Source organism: Streptomyces sp. NPDC051576, from assembly GCF_040681835.1.
Lineage (GTDB): Bacteria > Actinomycetota > Actinomycetes > Streptomycetales > Streptomycetaceae > Streptomyces.
The window spans coordinates 593,483-609,607 of record NZ_JBFAZO010000004.1; the positions used below are offsets into that span (position 1 = coordinate 593,483).

The window sequence follows — 16,125 nt, forward strand, 5'->3', positions numbered from 1 at the left end:
GCTTCCTTCCACTGGTGCGGGTCAGTTCGAAGGGCTTCCTGAGCCGGCGTTGTAGTAGCGGTCGCCGCTGTAGACGGCGGTGAGCGTGCCGGTCCAGTGGCCGGCGAGGGTGGCCCTGCCGTGGACGAGGGCGACGGGGTGGCCGACGGCGACGCCGTCGGCCTTGAACTGGACGGTGCCGGTGGGGGTTCGGGGTTCCGCGGTGGACGCCGTCACGGTCGCCGTGAGCTTGTCCGCGCTCGCCGTCACCGTGGTGGCCGTGGCCCGGAAGCCGACGCGGGTCAGGAAGTCGTAGAGGGTCTGCTGCCAGAAGGCCCAGGTGTGGCCGCCGCCGACGGAGTAGTACGTGAAGGGGACGCCCGCGTTGATCATGCCCTCGCGTTCGGTGGTGGCGGTCATCATCGGGGCGTTGCCGCCGAGGTCCTCCTGGCCGATGGCGAGGTGGATGCCGAGCACCTGCTTGAGCTGCGGGTTGGTGTAGGCGGGGTCGACGGGAGTGTTGCCGGAGCCGGTGACGGTGACGGCGGGGGCTCCGGAGGCCGGGGACCACACCCCGTAGTACCCGAACTCGGTGGTGTCCTTGAACAGGAAGTTGTTGGCCTGGGTGCCGTAGGCGGAGGTGCCGGCGAAGGCGCGGCCCGCGGCTGCTGTGGCGACGTCGTAGTGCTGCTGGACGTACGGGAGGACGTTGGCGGTGATCTCCGAGGTGTAGCTCGTGCCGCTGGTCAGGCCGGAGCCGTCCGGCATGACGACGACGGCGGGCTGCATCCGGTGCTGGGCGATCAGGTTGTCGACGATCTGCTGGACCCGGCCGCGGGTGGGCCAGGCCGCCTCGGTCTCGCCGCCGCCGTGGCTGAGGACGAACACGGGGTACGGAGTCGTGCGCCCGGGGTCGTAGCCGGGCGGGGTGTAGACCGCCAACGGGTGTGTTCCCGTACTGGAGTTGGCGGTCGGATACGTGACGTCCGTGATGCGGCCGCGCCGGCCGGCGGGGGCGTCGGCCGTGTAGGAGAGGTCGGTGGTGCCGGACTTCGGGTCGGAGGGGACGTAGACCTGGGAGAAGACGGCGGGCGAACCGGTGGTGCTCCAGGGCGGGACGGCCGGGTCGGTCTCGGCGGTGCAGCCGGTCAGCGCGGCGGACGCACAGTCCGGATAGAACTGGTAGTCGAAGGTGCCCGAGGGCAGCGGGACGGTGTAGGACCAGACGCCCGACTTGGCGTCCTTGGTCATCGAGGCCACGGCCCATGCCTCACCGGGTTGGTCCGGGGACTGGAGCGGGAAGTCGCCGGGTCGCCAGTCGGCGGCGGCGACCGGTGCGGCGTTCGTCGGATCGGTGCTGGACGAGGCCGTCGACGCGAAGGACCAGGTGCCCTTGATCCGCATCGACGTCGCCGACGCGTCCTTGACGCGGAACGTGACCTCGTAGCCCGTGGGGCCCTTACCGGTGTGCGTCACGGTCGGCCCCGACGACGGCGACTGCGACGGTGTCTGCGCGTCTGCTGACACCGGCACGAACACCACCGCCAGCACACCGGCCAAGGCCAACACCAACGAACTTCGTCCGGGAATCGTGGGCATCCTGCGCTCTCTCCGACGGTACGCGGGACTGCCGAAAGGCAGCTTGCGGACAGTTGAGTTCAACAAGTGAACGCGATTTCGCGATCTGCATCGACTTGTCTAACGCCGCCGCAATCAAGGCGTCAACGGGTCTGACAGGGCTGTGCGATCACTGTGAGAGGCCCGACGGAGAGCTCTCTGTCACGGCCGCCGTGGCATGCCTCTGAGGATGTCGTCGATGCGCCCGTTACTGGTCTCGTAACCGGCGCCGCCGTCTTCGAGAAGCATGATGCGGCGTATCCGCTCCGCGCTGAGGCCTCGATCATGAAGTTCGATCACCTGGTCGCGCCACGCTATGGCAGACATGGCACCGTCGATCGCCCAGTGGGCTCTCAGCGATTCGCGTGACAGCTCCTGCGCCTGCGCGAGAGCCAAGTCCGCTCTCTGCAAGCTCAGTTCCGCGCTGATTCGACTCTGCTCCAAGGCCGCGTCCGCCTTGCGGAGACTGACCCGAGCGACGAACACAGAGATGATGTTGGCGATGACGGCGGACAGCGCCGCGACGATCGTCCATAGTTCCAACGCGTTGCCTCCTGCTGGCCAGGTACGCACGTACCGGGGGGGGCGCCCCGCAGTGTCTTTCCCACTGACTACGTTGCCGTCACGCGCCGGCCGGGCCGCCGCAGTCGCGTGCCGCCCCTCGTGCCGCTGACAGCGCGAACGCCGTTTCCGCCAGGGCGATGTGGCTGAACGCCTGCGGTGCGTTGCCCAGTTGGCGTCCGCCGTCCGGATCCCACTGCTCCGCCAGCAGCCCTACGTCGTTGCGGACACCGAGGACCCGCTCGAAGGTCTCCCGGGCCTGTTCGGCGTTGCCGGTCACGGCGAGGACGTCGGCGTACCACAGGGTGCACGCCACGAACGCGCCCTCGCGGCCGGGCATGCCGTCCACCCCGTGCACGCCGTCGCCGCCCGGTGCGTACCGGCGCAGGAACCCGCCGTCGTCCAGTCCCCGCATGGCCCCCACGGTGCCGCGCACCCGCGGATCCCGGGCGGGCAGGAAGCCGAGCCGGGGGATCAGCAGGGCCGAGGCGTCCAGGGCCGGGGAGCCGTAGGACTGCACGAAGGACCGCTGTCCGGCGTCCCAGCCCTCCTGGCAGACCTGTCGGTGCACCTCCTGCCGCATGGCCCGCCACTCGGCGGAGGATCCGTTGCGGCCGAGCAACTCCCCCATGCGCAGGGCGCGGTCGGCGGCCACCCAGACCATCACCTTGGAGTGGACGAACTGCCGCCGCGGCCCGCGGACCTGCCACAGTCCCCGGTCGGGCTCACGCCAGTGCCGTTGCAGGAAGCCCATCATCGCCTGGACCAGGTCCCATATGTGGGCCGGCATGGGGATGCCCGCCCGCAAGGACAGATACAGCGTGTCCAGGACCTCTCCGTACACGTCGAGCTGGAACTGGTCGACGGCCAAGTTCCCGAACCGCACCGGCCGCGAGCGCCCGTAGCCGGGCAGCCAGTCGGCTTCGGTCTCCGGCAACAGCCGCTGGCCGCCGACGCCGTACACGGCCTGGAGATCGGCGGGATCGCCGGCGATCGCCCGCACCAGCCAGTCCAGCCAGGCCGTCGCCTCGTTGAGGTAGCCGCTGCGCAGCAGGCAGGACAGGGCGAGGGTGGAGTCGCGCAGCCAGCAGAACCGGTGGTCCCAGTTGCGTTCGCCTCCGACGCAGCCGGGCAGCGAGGTGGTCGGCGCCGCGACGATGCCGCCCGTGGGCTCGTAGGTGAGCGCCTTCAGGGTGATCAGGGACCGCACCACGGCGTCCCGCCACGGCCCCTGGTAACGGCAGCGGCCGACCCAGTCGAGCCAGTAGTCGGCGGTCTCCTTCACCAGGGTCTCCGCCGGTATGTCCAGCAGCGGGGGCGGCTCGGGCCGGTGCGAGGGCGCCCACACCAGCGTCAGGGCGACCCGCCCGCCGGCCGGGACGGTCGCCTCGTACACCGTGGACGGCCCGCGCTCGAGCACCCGCACCGGCCCTTCGGCGCCGAGCCATACGGCGTCCGGCCCGGCGACCGCGACGGTGCGGTCGTCAGCGACCCGGGACCAGGGCAGCACGCGGCCCTGGTGGAAGCGCAGGCGGAGTTCGCTGCGTACGGTCACGGAGCCCGACAGTCCCTCCACCACGCGTACGACACACGGCAGCCCGGCGCGCGGTGGCATGAGGTCGGTGACGCGCACGGCGCCGGTCGGGGTCTGCCACCAGGTGTCCAGGACCAGCGTGTCGGGCCGGTAGGCGCGGCGCGTGCAGGTGCCGGGCGCGGCCACCGGGGCCAACCGCCAGAATCCGTTGTCCGGCGCGCCCAGCAGCGCGGCGAGGCAGGCCGGCGAGTCGAAGCGGGGCAGGCACAGCCAGTCGATCGACCCGTTCCGGCCGACCATGGCGGCGGTTTCCAGGTCGCTGATCAGGGCGTAGTCCTCAATGAGTGCGTTCATGACCGGAGTCACTCCAGGCCGGCTCCCAGATCCCCTGACTCCGCAGCACAGCACGAGCGCCTTCAGGGCGGCCGAGCCGCGGGCGGCCCGGTGCGCGCAGCGTCCAGCCCGCAGCGCGCCAGGCGACCGGGTCGAGGCTGTGGCGTGCGTCGACGACGGCCCGGGTGCGCACCACCGCGCCGAGGGCGGCCGGGTCGAGTTCCCGGTACTGGGGCCAGTCGGTGAGGTGGAGGACCACGTCGGCCCGTTCGCACGTCTTGGTCACGTCCAGGGCGAACTGGAGCTCGGGGTACGCGGCCCGGGCGTTGTCGATCGCCTCCGGGTCGTGGACGCGGACCTGGGCGCCCCGGCGCCTGATCGCGTCCGCGACCGCCAGTGCCGGCGAGTCGCGGACGTCGTCGCTGAAGGGCTTGAAGGCGGCCCCGAGGACCGCGACGCCGTGGTCCTCGAAGGACCCGCCGACGAGCTGTTCGGCCAGGTCGACCGTGTGACGGCGCTGCCGGGTGTTGATCTCGTCGACCTGCCGCAGGAAGACCACCGACTCCCCGCACCCGAGTTCCTCGGCCCGGGCGGCGAAGGCCCGGATGTCCTTGGGCAGGCAACTCCCGCCGAAGCCGAGGCCGGGTGCCAGGCATCGCGGCCCTATGCGGGAGTCGGCGCCCATCGCCTCCGCCAGGGTGGTGACATCGGCCCCGGTGGCGTCGCAGATCTCGGCCATGGCGTTGATGAAGGAGATCTTGGTGGCGAGGAAGGAGTTCGAGGCCAGCTTGACCAGTTCCGCGGTGGCGGTGTCGGTGCCGATGAACGGGATGCCGGCCGCCAGCAGGGGCGCGTAGATCTCGCGCAGCCGCGTCTCGGCGTGCGCCGTGCGGACCCCCGCCACGATGCGTTCCGGCCGCAGGGTGTCACGGATCGCACAGCCCTCGCGCAGGAACTCGGGGTTCCAGGCGAGGTCGGCGTCCGGGGCGGCCGTGTGCAGCCGCCGGGCCAGCCGGTCCGCCGTGCCGACCGGCACCGTGGACTTGCCGACCACCAGGACGTGCTGGTAGCCGCTGAACGGCAGAGCGTGCGCCAGGCCGTCCACGGCGGCCTCGACGTGGCTCAGGTCGGCGGCGCCCGAACCGGGCCGCTGCGGAGTGCCGACACAGACGAAGTGGGTGTCGGCGAAGGCGGCGGCCTCGGTCAGCGAGGTGGTGAAGCGCAGCCGGCCCGCGTCCACCCCCCGCTTGAGCAGGCCGGGCAGGCCGGGCTCGTAGAAGGGGGTCCGGCCGGCGGCGAGCGCGTCGACCCGCTCCGGGTCGGTGTCCACGCCGAGGACCTCGTGCCCGAGTTCGGCCATGCAGGCGGCGTGGACGGCTCCGAGGTATCCGGTGCCGATGACTGCGAGGCGCATGTCGTTCTCCCTGGTCCGCGGATGATGGAGATGCGGTCGCGAGGCGGGCCGCGTCTCAGGGGCGGGCGGCGCTCCCGGGGGTGCGGTTCGGCAGGGGAAGCCCCAGCAGGTCGCGGTAGCAGGCGTCGACGGCGTCACACATGGCCGCCGGCGCGAAGGCGCCGCGCACCCTTCGGCGGCCCTGCCGTCCCATCTCCGCGGCCTCTCGTGGACGGTCGAGCAGCCAGCCGACCGCTCGCGCGGCACCCTCCGGGTCGCGCGGTGCCACGAGCAGTCCCGTGGCGCCGTGCTCCACCAGGTCGGGCACACCGTTCACGGCTGTCGCGACGACCGGGCGCTCGGTGGCCAGCGCCTCGGTGAGGGCCCGGCCCAGGCCTTCGTACAGCGAAGTGATGACGAAGACGTCCACTCCGGCGACCAGCCAGGCCGCGTCGGGCCGGTGTCCGGTGAGCGTCACGTCGACATCCAGTACGGCCGCGAGCCGCCGGACCTCGTCCTCCATCGGCCCGTCGCCGATCATGACGAACGCGGTGCCGGGACGCTCGGCACGGAGCGCGGCCGCCATGCGGATGAAGTCCAGCGGCGCTTTCTGGTCGTCGATCCGGCCGACCGTGCCGATGAGGGCGGTCTCGCGGGGTACGCCGAGCACGCGCCGGGCGACGGGATCGAACCGCTCGGGGATGTGTCCCAGTTCCACCGCCGACGGCACCACGTGGACGCGGCCCGGCGGGGCGAGGCGCTCCTCGACGGCCTGGCGGGCCACGCTCGGCGCGACGGCGAGGAAGCGGTGGGTGAAGCGCCGCGTCGACCGTTCCAGGCAGCGGTACAGCGCCTGCCGGGGGCCGGACATGTACGGGTGGAAGCTCACGCCGTGGAAGGTGTGCACCACCACCGGTGTGCGGCACAGCCGTGCGGCGACCCGCCCGAGGAAGCCGCCCTTGGCCGAGTGGGTGTGCACGACGGTGAACCGCTCGCGCCGGATGAGCCGCACCAGTCGCCACAGCACCAGCAGGTCCGCGGGGGCCAGGGTGTGCCGGAACGCCGGTATCTCCACCGTCCGGATCCCGGCGGCGCGCGCCCGGCCCCAGAGTTCGCCGCCCGGCACTCCGGCGATCCACACCTCGTACCGGCCCGCGTCCATGCCCTCGGCCGACAGCAGGGTGTTGCCGCCGGCTCCCGCCCGGAAGCGGGTGATGACGTGCAGGACCTTGATCCGTGGCGGCCGCGGTGGTTTGGGCAGCGTGGCCGTCGGCACCACGCGTGGCGGTGCCGACGGCCAGCGGACGGACGCACCGTCCCGTCGGTCCGCACCGGGGGCAAGGGGCCCGTTCCGCATCGTCGATCACCGCCGTTAAACCGTATATTTACGACGTATACGTACATCTTCTGCCCTGAGGCGGTCCAGGTCAATCCGCCGGAGGATATGGACATACGAGGCACATGCGGGAGGAACGCCCATGGCTCTGGCCGAACTGCACCAGATCAAGCGGCTGCTGGTGTGCCCGCTCTGTCGCTCACCCCTGCGGACGGAGCCCGAAGGGCTCAGCTGCACCGCACCGGACTGCCCGTGTCACGCCTCGCTCTCGTTCCCGGTGGCGGGGCGGTGGCCGGTCCTCGTCGACTTCGAGCGCAGTGTCGTGGACCGGGCGGAAACGACGGCCGCGGCCGCCCGGCCGGACGCCGGCGGGCCGCGGCCCGCCGGGCTCGTCCACCGGCTTCCCGCCGCTCTGCGGCTCGTCTGGAAGCCGCACAATCACGTCGCGGCCCGGAACATCGATCTCCTGCTGCGCGCGCTCCCCGGTCCCGCACCGACGCTGCTCGTCGTCGGCGGGGCGACGGTCGGCAACGGCGTGGGCGCCGTCTACCGCGATCCACGCGTCCAGGTGATCGGCTTCGACATCGCCCCCAGCCCGGTGACCCAGTTCATCGCGGACGCCCACCGGATTCCGCTCGCCACGGCGAGCGTGGACGCGGTGCTGGCACAGGCCGTGCTCGAACACGTACTGGACCCGCCCCTGGTCGTCGCCGAGATCCACCGGGTCCTGAAGAGTGGCGGACTGGTCTACGCGGAGACCCCGTTCCTCCAGCAGGTGCACGCCGGCGCCCACGACTTCACCCGCTACACCGCGAGCGGTCACCGCTACCTCTTCCGCCGCTTCGAGGAACTCGCCGCCGGCCCCGTCGCTGGCCCCGGCACCCAGTTCCTGTGGAGCACCGATCACCTGGTCCGGGGGCTGACCCGTTCCCCCCTCGCGGGCCGTGGCGTGCGGGGGCTGCTGTGCTGGCTGCGCGTCCTGGACCGGCTCGTCCCGGCCGGCTACGCGGAGGACGACGCGTCGGCCGTGTACTTCCTGGGGCGCAAGGCCGAGCGGGAACTGACGGCCGAGGAGATCATCGCGTACTACCGCGGGGCGCAGGCGCCGGGCTGACACCGGGCCGGCGTGTCACCTGCGGCCCGCCAGGGATTCCGCGGACCGGACCCGACGGGCTGCCCGCTCGGCCCGCACCATCGCGGCGAGTCCGGTACGGAGATCCGTGACCGGCAGATAGCCGAAGGCGTTCCGCGCCACGGTGATGTCGGCCGCGGTGCGCCGGGCGTCGCCCGGCCGCGCGGGCCCCGGCACCACGTTCACCGGAGCGGCCAACTGCCCGAGCAGCGCTATCGCCTGACGCATCGTCACCTCGCAGCCTCCACCGATGTTGGCGACCCCGGTCCACGAGGAGGACGCCGCCGAGCGCATGGCCGTCACCACATCCCCGACGTAGGTGAAATCACGGCTCTGCCCGCCGTCCCCGTACAGCGGGAAGGGCCGATCGGCGCAGGCGGCCGAGACCAGCCGCGAGAACGCCATGTCGGGCCGCTGCCGGGGACCGTAGACGCTGAACAGCCGCAGGGAGAGCGCCGGGACGTCGAAGACGGTGCGGTAGGTCTCGCACAGCTGCTCCGCGGCGAGTTTGGTGACGCCGTACGGGGAGACGGGCCTGGGAGACAGTGTCTCCGAGGTCGGATACGCCTCCGCGTTCCCGTAGACGGACGAGCTGGACGCGTAGACCAGCCGGCCGAGCCGGGTCTCCCGTGCCGCCTCCAGCACCCGCTGGGTGACCAGGACGTTCCGTTCGAGGTAGACGGCGAACTCCGCGCCCCAGGAACCGCGGACTCCGGGCTGGCCGGCGAGATGGTAGACGGTGTCCGCGGCGGCGAACAGCGGCTCCAGACGGAGATCCAGCAGATCGCCCCGGCGGAACGTGAACCGGTCCCGGCCCACCAGCGGGGCGAGGTTGCGCCGCTTGCGCGCGGGTTCGTAGAAGTCCGTCATGGCGTCGATGCCCATGACCTCGTCCCCGCGGGACAGCAGATGTTCGCACAGGTGCGAGCCGATGAATCCCGCCGCACCGGTCACCAGGGCGCGCATCAGAGCCCGCCCCCTCGGCCACCGCGCCGCCCGCCCGCTCGCCGGTCGGCGTCCCGGTGCGCGTGGCCGTCCCACCCGGCGGACAGCACGTACAGGGCGGTCCGGGCGGTGAGGCGCAGGACGTTCGCCACCGTGGCACGGCGGAGGAACTCCGCGTCCAGGGCGACGCGTTGGGGCACGAGCACCGTCAGGTAGTACTCCTCGGGATCGGAGCGGCCGTCGAGTCTCGCGGCATACGCGCGCGACCTGAGCTGGCACGGTCCGGTGAGCCCCGGGCGGTGCCGGAACACCCATCGGTGCTCCGGCGGGTAGCGGCGGGCAAGGTCCGGTATCTCGGGGCGGGGGCCGGCCAGGGTCATGTCGCCGCGCAGCACGTTCCACAACTGCGGCAGTTCGTCCAGCTGGAACCGGCGCAGCAGGTGCCCCGTGCCCGTCACCCGCCGGTCGGAGCCACCGGTGACGCCGGGGCCCGCGCTGCCGTTCCGCATGCTGCGGAACTTGTAGAGGGTGAACTCCCGCCCGGCCTCCCCCGTCCGCCGCTGCCGGAACAGCACCGGTGCGCCGCTCGTGACCCGGACCAGTGCCGCCACCAGAACCAGCAGCGGCCCGAGAACGACGAGCAGGGTCAGGGCGACGGCGACGTCCAGGGTCCGGCGTGCCGACGAGAGCCGCACGGCGCTCATGGCGGGCGGAACCCCTCGGGGAATCAGTCGGGGTGTCTGTCGGGGTGTCTGTCGGGGAATGCGGCCGACGGTGTGCATGAGTGGCCCGCCTCGTTTCTCGGTACCGGGTCAAGTGGGTCGAGTGGGTCGAGTGAGTTCTGGTCACGGCTCGCGCGGAGCCAGCGCAGGAAGCGCAGGTACACGCCCAACGTGGGCCCAAGATCCGCCCACTGTCCCCGCACGGCGGCGGCCGCCAGGCGCACGGCCGGCTCCACGGACAGGGTCAGCGCCATGAGCAGCCATGCCTGCGGCTTCGTCCAGTGCAGGAACGCGTAACGGCTGCGGCTGCGCAGCATCAAGTAGTGGCGCCACGGCCCGAGTTGGGCGGAACTCACGTTTCCGGCATGGTGGACCCGCGCCTGCCGTACGAAGTACGAGGGCCACCCGGCACGGCGTGCCCGCAGCGCGAAGTCGACCTCTTCGAAGTAGAGGAAGTAGCGCTCGTCGAAGCCGTTCAGTTCGGTGAACACCGGTCGGCGCACCAGGAGGAACGCCCCGATGACCTGGTCCACGGCGCCCGACCGGGTCAGGTCGCGCGGCCTGAGATGGTGTGGCGGGAAGAGAGCCGGCACCAGCCGGTCGAGCCCCGTCATCTTCCCGGCGAGAACGCGCAGGGTGGGGAATCGCGAGCACGAGATCTGCTGATGCCCGGCTTCGTCCACCATGAGTGCTCCGAAGATCCCGAAGCCGTCCGTGTCCGGTCTCCGCAGGAGCCGGCCCATGACCTGCAACGTGTCGGGGTACAGCCGCGTGTCCGGATTGAGGAAGAGCAGGTAGTCGCTGTCGCCCCGGGCCGCCCCCTGGTTGCAGGCGGCGGCGAAGCCGCGGTTGCGCGCGTTGCGGACCACCTCAAGCGGAATGCCGGCCGCGGTCAGACCGTGCAGGGAGTCGTCGCCGGAGGCGTTGTCGACGACGACGATCCGCGCCACACACAGCTGCGAGCGATCGGTCCCGACGATCGAACGCAGGCAGTCTCCCAGGTAGCGGCCGGTGTTCCAGTTCACGATCACGATGTCGGCGGTCGGTGCGGGCCGCGCCTCGGCCGTCATCGGAGCACCGGCCCGAGTTCCAGGGCCGAGACCCAGCGGGGCAGCCACGCGTCGTACGAATACCTCCGGCCGGTGATGCCCCGGGCGGCCCGGCCGAGGCGTTGCCGGCCGGCCGCGGAGGAGTCGGTCAGATCGAGGATCGCGCTGGTCCAGTCGTCCTGGGTCCGGGCCGCGGGCATGCCGAACTCGGACAGCAGGTCGGCGTTGACGCCGAGCGGGGTGGCCACGGCGGGCAGACCGGCGGCGGCGTACTGGAGCAGCTTGTATCCGCATTTGCCGAGGCTGTAGGCGGTCGCCCGCAGCGGCATCAGGCCTATGTCCATGCCGGCCAGCGCCGTCCGCTGGCTGTCCGGGCTCCAGGCGATCCGGTCGATGAGGCGCTCCAGGCCGCCGAGGGACGGCGTGGTCGTGCCGACGAGCGTCACCCGCGCACCGGTACGCCGGTGGATCTCCGTGAGCGCTTCGGAGATCAGCAGCAGGCAGGCCTCGTTGTCCGGCGAGCCGATCCAACCGAGCCGCGGCGGATCGTGCAGCGCGTACGACGTCTTGGAGGTGTAGTCCTCCAGGGCCACGCAGCTCGGGATCACCACGACGTCGTGGTGGTACCGGGAGGCCCAGTCCGCGAGGACCGTGTTGCCCGCGATGACCCGGTCCGCGTGACGGACGGCCACGTACGCCTTGCCCGCCTTGGGAGCGAGCCTGCGCGCGAGACCGCCCTCACCCAGATCCCACTGCAGGGCGTCGTCGAAGTCGTACACACCGAACTCGGCACCCGTGAGCAGCCGCCGCTCCCACCAGCCGCGGCTGAGCGGGGAGGCCTCGCGGTGCAGCAGGAGCCGGCGAGGACGAGCGTGCGCGATGGCCGCCAGCCGCAGTTCCGCCTGCGCGAGGGAGACCGGCCGCCGTACCAGACGGGAGACGGAGGCGTCGGGCAGCGAGAGATAGCTGCCCACGGTGAAGTCCGCGCCGACGCGGTCCAGCCACGCGAAGACGCGGACCCGTGAGCTTCCCGCCCCCCGGCCGTAAGGGGTGACCGCGCAGCGCTCCAGATGACGATCCATGGTTCACGTCCAGCCGTATGCTGATAACGTATGTTTACAACGTAAATCCCACCTTCCCTCTCCATTCGGACGACGTCAAGAACAGCCGGAGCGACCTGTAGGGAGGAGTCCCATGGATCTCCGCGACTACATCAGCACCCTGCGCCGAAGGTGGCGGTTCATCGTGGTGTGCGTCCTGCTCGGACTGGCAGGGGCCGTGGGCGTGACCGCGCTGATGCCCCGCACCTACACGGCGAACGCCCAGCTCTTCATCGCGACCAGCGACAAGGACAGCGCCGTCGCGTACCAGGGCGGTCTGTTCGCCCAGCAACGGGTCAAGTCCTACACCCGCATCGTCACCAGCACCACGGTCCTCGGCGGCGTCATCTCCGATCTCGGCCTGCACACGTCCCCGGCACGACTGGCGCAGAAGATCACCGCGCAGGCGCCGCTCGACACGACCCTGATCGACATCAAGGTGAACGATCCGTCGGCCGCCAGGGCGCAGGCCATCGCCGACCAGACCGCCGTTCAGTTCACGCGGTACATCGCCACCATCGAGGACTCCTCAGCCGGTTCCCCACCGCTGGTCAAGGCCAGTGTGGTGGGCGGGTCCGAACCGCCCACCACCCCGACGAGCCCGCGTCCCGCACTGAACCTGGCCCTCGGCCTGCTCGCCGGGATCGTCGTGGGCGTCGGGGGCGCCGTGCTGCGGCAGTCGCTCGACACCACCCTCCGCTCCGCGACCGACATCGACACCCACCTGGGCCTGCGGACGGTGGGGGCTGTTCCCCCACCCGAACACGGCCGCCCCGGCGCCGGAAGGCGGGGCGGCGCGGCCCGCCGTACGGAGGCGGTGAGCCGACTGCGCACCCGACTGCGGTTCGGTGACGGGGACCGCATGCCGAACTCGGTGCTCATCGCCGGCGCACTGCCCAAGGAGGGCAGGACGCGGACCGCGATCGATCTGGCGACGAGTGTCGCCCGCACCGGGCGGCGCGTCGTCCTTGTGGAGGCGGATCTGCGCCGGCCACGCCTGGCCAAGGACCTGGGCCTGCGCGGCACGCCCGGACTCACCGGCGTCCTCGTCGACGGCACCCCACTCCACGACGCCCTGGAGGACTGGGAGGACGGCGGCATCAGCGTGCTGCCGAGCGGCCCCCCGGCGGAGGATCCGAGCACGCTCCTGTCCTCGCCCGACACCGCACGGCTCATCCGCACGCTGGAGGCACGCGCGGACCTCGTGGTGGTCGACAGCCCGCCGCTGCTGCCCTTCGCCGACGGGGCGGCACTGGCCTCCGTCACGGAAGGCGTGCTGTTCGTCGTCCGGGCCGGGAAGACCCGCCGCGACGCCGCCGTCCGCGCCCTCGACGACCTCTCGGCGGTTCACGTACGGGTACTCGGTGCCGTCCTCACCGGGACCCGCGCCGAGGAGCCGCCCGGGCGGCAGCCACCCGGGCATCCGCAGCACCAGGACCTGTCGCCCCGGGAGCAGTTCCGTCCGGACCACGCCTGGAAGCCGGACGACCGGACGTGGTCGGCACCAGCCGTGTCGCCCTCCCCCGACCGCCACCGCGCATAGGGGGTGAGACGCCCCATGACGCAGCACCAGACTGATACGGCACTGCTGCTGGGTGTCCTGGCCCTGCTCTCACTGCTCCCGGTGGCCGTGGCGCTGCGGCGCGCCCGGGCCTTCCGGGACTGGGACCTCACCGCGACGATGGTCTTCCTGATCGGCGTGCTGGCCGGTTTCCCGAGCGTCGTGTACCTGATGCACGCGGGCCGCACCGAGCAGTTCGACCCGTCGGGAGAGGTGGTGATCGGATTCCCCGGCTGGGTGACCAGAATCGGGGCCGTGAGCAACGGCGTCCTCCTGGCCGGATGCGCCCTGTTCGTCCTCCAGCGGCTGCTCTTCGCCCGCGCCCGGATCAACACCGCGCCACTCATCGCCTGTCTGCTCGTCCTGCTGTTCGCCTTCTCCGACGGTCTGCACGGGCAGCAACTCCTCGCACCCAGACAGCTCGTCCTGCTCATGTGCCTGCTCGCTGCGGGCGTCGCCCGGCCGGGGCGCTCGGCGTTCCTGGGCGGAGCGGCCGTCGTCCTCCTGTTCACCGTGCTGAGCGGGGTCGAGGCGCTCATCGAGCCGGCCACCGTCCTGCGGGAGTGCCGGGCCGACAACCCGTGCGGTCTTCTGGGGGTTCACTACGCGGGCGTCTTCACCAACGAGAACATCTTCGGCCTGCTGCTGATCACCGGCATCCCCTTCGTCTGGATGGGGCTGCGCGGACGCGTGCGCACCCTCCTGGCGTGCTACGTCGCCTTCGTGGCCGTCGCCACGGGCAGCAGGCTCGCCGATGTCGCCGCCGTGGCGACCGTGGGCTTCCTGATGCTGCTGCGTCCGAGGCTCCCGGACGAGACGGGCGACCGAGACCGAGGTGCCTCACCGGGACGGACGCTGCTCGCCGTGCCGGTCCTGGGAGCAGCGGCCCTGATCGGCCTCGCCGCTCCGTTCACCAGCGCGAAGGGCGACGGCGTCGGCGATCGTGCCGCCATCTGGGGCATGGCCACGAGCGAACTGCACAAGTCGCCCCTCTTCGGTTTCGGCGGCAAGGCATGGACCGGCAAGTACCTCACCGGCGAGATCCCGGCCGCCCTCTCGCCGTCGCTGCACAACCAATGGATCGAAGTCCTCTACGCGGGCGGGATCGTGGGCCTCGCTCTCTACCTGTTGCTGCTCGGCCACCTTCTGGTGAGGGGGCGCGTCCCCGGCTTTCCCGTCGCCGCGAGCGTGCTGCTCCCCGTCCTGCTCGCCTCGGTCGTGGAGCGTCCCTGGTCGTTCAGCATCAGCAATGAGCTGACCTTCGCTCTCGTCACCGCCGTACTCGTGCCCACGGTGGTCCGCGACGTGGCCGGTACGACGGTCGCGGCATCCGGTTCCGGCGCGCTCCCGGTGTCCGCGCGTGCCGATCAGACCCCGATCCTCAGCCGCCGCAACTGACCGCCGGCCACGACCATTGCCGCGCAGGCCAGTGCGGCGAGCACCGGGAGCCCCGCCAGCGTCAACGGGAGCAGCCCGTGCCAACCGGCGTTGAGGATCGGCAACTCGCCGACCACACCGGTGATCACACCGAGAGCGGTGGCGGTCGCCCATCTCTTCGGCAGCCGGGCTTCCCTGAGATCGGCCAGCCGCCGGCAGAGGAACACGAAGCGCACGGCGCCGGCCGTGTAACCGATCGCGGTGGCGAGAACCACCCCGACGACACCGAACTGGAGGGTCAGGGGCACGGTGAGCGCCAGATTCACCACCGTGGCGAACCAGCAGTAGCGGGTTTCCAGACCAGGCCGTCCCGTCGCGCGCACGAAGGCGGTGCGGATCCCGGTAAAGGCCACCTGGGCGGCGTAGCCCGCCATCAGAACGGCGGCGACGACCCCGCTCAGCGCCAGATCGGTACCGAGCCACACCTGCACGGCGAAGGCGACGGTCGCGGTGGTCACCGCCCCGTAGGTGAGGACGACCGGCAGCCAGCGGGCCTCCACGGCGTGGAACTCCTCCACCGCCCCGGCGAGTCCGCGCCGGGCGTAGACCACCGTCATCCGCGTGAAGATCGGCGGGAAGGCATAGAGGGGAAGGCTGCGCAGTGCGGTGGCCGCCTGATAACCGGCGGCATAGATCCCCACGTACCGCACGGGCAGCAACGCGGCGATCACAAAGGCGTCGATCTGGCCGTTCAGGAAGACCGTCAGCCCCGAGAGCTGCATCCGCAGGGCGTACCCGAAGAACTCGCGGCGGGCGTCCGCGTCCGGCAGCAGCGGCCTGCGCAGGCGGACGTGTCGTGCGCCCACGCACAGACCGCAGACCAGCAGGAGCAGATACCTCCCCACCGAGACCGCGGCGAGCGTACCGAGGCTCCCGCCAGGACCGACCAGCAGCACCACCGCGGCTCCGTACGCCGCACACGAACCGAGGCTGACGCCCGCCAGAGAGCGGAATCGCCCGTGCGCCTGCAGCAGTGCGGTGGCCGCGTTCGAGCCCATCGCCGCGGTGACGAGGGGACCGAGGTAGAGGAACAACTCCTCGGCCTCGCCTCGCAGATGGGACGGAAGGTCCAGGAGATCCACCGCCGTGGGGGCTACCGCCAGGCCGATGCCGCTGATCAGCGCTCCGAGCCCGACGAAGACCGTCATGGAGCCGATCACCAGCCGCCCCGTCCCCTCAGGGTCGCCGCGCGCCCCGTGGCAGGCGAAGAAACGCTGCAGGGACGCCCCCACGCCGCCGTCGAGGACGGTGAGTGTCGTCAGGAGGACGAGGATCAGCGACCACACGCCGAAGCGGTCGAGGCCCAGATGGTGAATGAGGTACGGGGTGAGGGCCAGATTGGTCAGGAGAGGTGCCACCTGGGCGAGTGCGCTGTACCCCACGCCGGAGAACGGACCGCGCGTTGCCCCCGGACGGTCCGTCCCTC

Annotated in this window: 13 protein-coding genes; 3 read left to right on the forward strand and 10 right to left on the reverse strand. The window is 71.6% G+C overall.

Going from position 1 to position 16,125, the window contains the following annotated elements:
* Positions 1–21 precede the first annotated feature (21 nt).
* The 5 genes from AB0M63_RS16390 to AB0M63_RS16410 form a co-directional block, all read right to left on the reverse strand.
* On the reverse strand, positions 22–1,578 hold the full coding sequence (locus AB0M63_RS16390; protein ID WP_366019823.1) for an alpha/beta hydrolase-fold protein: 1,557 nt from the start codon (positions 1,576–1,578) through the stop codon (positions 22–24).
* Between the two features lie 180 nt (positions 1,579–1,758).
* Positions 1,759–2,139: a hypothetical protein gene (locus tag AB0M63_RS16395; protein ID WP_355910230.1), complete on the reverse strand. Its 381-nt coding sequence runs from the start codon at positions 2,137–2,139 to the stop codon at positions 1,759–1,761.
* Between the two features lie 79 nt (positions 2,140–2,218).
* Complete coding sequence (locus tag AB0M63_RS16400; RefSeq protein WP_366019824.1) at positions 2,219–4,045, reverse strand: glycoside hydrolase family 15 protein; 1,827 nt, start codon at positions 4,043–4,045, stop codon at positions 2,219–2,221.
* Positions 4,029–5,438, reverse strand: a complete 1,410-nt coding sequence (locus AB0M63_RS16405; RefSeq protein ID WP_366019825.1) for a UDP-glucose/GDP-mannose dehydrogenase family protein — start codon at positions 5,436–5,438, stop codon at positions 4,029–4,031. The genes AB0M63_RS16400 and AB0M63_RS16405 overlap by 17 nt, the downstream gene beginning before the upstream one ends.
* A gap of 55 nt (positions 5,439–5,493) precedes the next feature.
* Entirely contained in the window at positions 5,494–6,774 is a 1,281-nt protein-coding gene (locus AB0M63_RS16410; protein ID WP_366019826.1) for a glycosyltransferase, read from the reverse strand.
* Positions 6,775–6,895: 121 nt separating this feature from the next.
* Here AB0M63_RS16410 and AB0M63_RS16415 point away from each other — a divergent pair, with 121 nt between their 5' ends.
* Entirely contained in the window at positions 6,896–7,867 is a 972-nt protein-coding gene (locus AB0M63_RS16415) for a class I SAM-dependent methyltransferase (RefSeq protein WP_355910218.1), read from the forward strand.
* Between the two features lie 15 nt (positions 7,868–7,882).
* Here AB0M63_RS16415 and AB0M63_RS16420 read toward each other — a convergent pair whose 3' ends face one another.
* The 4 genes from AB0M63_RS16420 to AB0M63_RS16435 are packed head-to-tail and all read right to left on the reverse strand — an operon-like array spanning position 7,883 to position 11,683.
* Positions 7,883–8,851, reverse strand: coding sequence for an NAD-dependent epimerase/dehydratase family protein (locus AB0M63_RS16420; RefSeq protein WP_366019827.1), 969 nt, complete (start codon positions 8,849–8,851; stop codon positions 7,883–7,885).
* Complete coding sequence (locus tag AB0M63_RS16425; protein WP_355910212.1) at positions 8,851–9,534, reverse strand: sugar transferase; 684 nt, start codon at positions 9,532–9,534, stop codon at positions 8,851–8,853. Before AB0M63_RS16425 ends, AB0M63_RS16420 begins: the two co-directional genes overlap by 1 nt.
* A gap of 23 nt (positions 9,535–9,557) precedes the next feature.
* Positions 9,558–10,622 (reverse strand): glycosyltransferase family 2 protein, encoded by a 1,065-nt coding sequence (locus tag AB0M63_RS16430; protein ID WP_366019829.1) that lies wholly within the window; start codon positions 10,620–10,622, stop codon positions 9,558–9,560.
* The gene (locus AB0M63_RS16435) at positions 10,619–11,683 is read right to left on the reverse strand and encodes a glycosyltransferase (protein ID WP_355910206.1); all 1,065 of its coding nucleotides are present in this window, start codon (positions 11,681–11,683) and stop codon (positions 10,619–10,621) included. The genes AB0M63_RS16430 and AB0M63_RS16435 overlap by 4 nt, the downstream gene beginning before the upstream one ends.
* A gap of 112 nt (positions 11,684–11,795) precedes the next feature.
* Between AB0M63_RS16435 and AB0M63_RS16440 the strand changes: the two genes are divergently transcribed.
* Both AB0M63_RS16440 and AB0M63_RS16445 read left to right on the forward strand, forming a co-directional pair.
* On the forward strand, positions 11,796–13,244 hold the full coding sequence (locus tag AB0M63_RS16440) for a Wzz/FepE/Etk N-terminal domain-containing protein (protein WP_366019831.1): 1,449 nt from the start codon (positions 11,796–11,798) through the stop codon (positions 13,242–13,244).
* Positions 13,245–13,259: 15 nt separating this feature from the next.
* Positions 13,260–14,660, forward strand: coding sequence for an O-antigen ligase family protein (locus AB0M63_RS16445; RefSeq protein WP_355910200.1), 1,401 nt, complete (start codon positions 13,260–13,262; stop codon positions 14,658–14,660).
* On the opposite strand, the gene AB0M63_RS16450 is transcribed toward AB0M63_RS16445, so the two are convergent.
* Positions 14,630–16,081, reverse strand: coding sequence for an oligosaccharide flippase family protein (locus tag AB0M63_RS16450; RefSeq protein WP_366019832.1), 1,452 nt, complete (start codon positions 16,079–16,081; stop codon positions 14,630–14,632). The two genes, AB0M63_RS16445 and AB0M63_RS16450, sit on opposite strands and share 31 nt — an antisense overlap.
* Positions 16,082–16,125 lie beyond the last annotated feature (44 nt).